Annotated in this window: 1 protein-coding gene; it reads left to right on the forward strand. The window is 69.1% G+C overall.

Annotated elements, in window-relative coordinates:
* Nucleotides 1-195, forward strand: a 195-nt coding sequence (locus tag ACKX14_RS16205) for a ThuA domain-containing protein (RefSeq protein WP_422449455.1), incomplete at its 5' end; no start/stop codon positions are given.
* Nucleotides 196-256 lie beyond the last annotated feature (61 nt).

Below are 256 nucleotides of genomic sequence, written 5' to 3' on the forward strand. Positions count from 1 at the left end.
GTGCTGGCGCCGACCACCTTCAACGGCGATCACGCCTGGTGGATCGACGGCGTGACGACGCCGGTGGTGTGGAAGCGGCGGCACGGCAAGGGGCGCGTCTTCTACCCCTCGCTCGGCCACGTCTCGGCCGAGTTCCAGGTGCCGGAGATGGCGACGATCCTCCGCCGCGGCCTCAACTGGGCCGCCCGCGACTGAGGCGCGGCGGCAACAGCTACGGACTTTTGCGTAGCGAGTTACCGTTTCTGGACTCGCCCAG

Origin of the sequence: Thermorhabdus hydrogeniformans (assembly GCF_049310025.1) — a bacterium.
Classification (GTDB): Bacteria; Bacillota; Thermosediminibacteria; order Thermosediminibacterales; family Tepidanaerobacteraceae; genus JBJYKD01.